1 protein-coding gene is annotated in these 406 nt (G+C 67.2%); it reads left to right on the top strand.

The window, feature by feature from the left end; all coding sequences use genetic code 11:
• Window positions 1–123 precede the first annotated feature (123 nt).
• Window positions 124–387 (top strand): hypothetical protein, encoded by a 264-nt coding sequence (locus tag LPA41_RS41290; protein ID WP_229076954.1) that lies wholly within the window; start codon window positions 124–126, stop codon window positions 385–387.
• Window positions 388–406 lie beyond the last annotated feature (19 nt).

Raw genomic sequence — 406 nt, 5'->3', positions numbered from 1 at the left:
ACTCCGGCATCTTCCCGTGGTTCCTGGCCGCGTTCCTGCTCGTGTTCGCCGCGACGGGCATCGGCAACGGATCGACGTACCGGATGATCCCGCTGATCTGGAAGACGTACGCCCGGCGGGCAGGTGCCGACGGCACACCCGAGCGAATCGCGACCGAGGGACGGTCGAACCAAGGAGGCATCGGCCGTCATCGGCATCGCAGGTGCCATCGGCGCCCTCGGCGGGTTCCTGATCCCGATCACGTTCAGCGCCCCGTGGATCGCCGATCCGGTCGACGCGGTCAAGAGCGCCTTCGTGGTCTTCACGATCTTCTACGGCGTGTGCCTCGCCGTGACGTGGGCGTTCTACCTGCGGCCGAGGTCGATCATGGCGAAGGCCGGGGTCTGAGCACCGCATGACCGACTCC

This window comes from Actinoplanes sp. DH11, from assembly GCF_020873875.1.
In the GTDB taxonomy this organism is placed as follows: domain Bacteria; phylum Actinomycetota; class Actinomycetes; order Mycobacteriales; family Micromonosporaceae; genus Actinoplanes.
The sequence above is the reverse complement of the archived record's forward strand: the minus strand, read 5'-3'. Positions and strand labels throughout refer to the sequence as shown.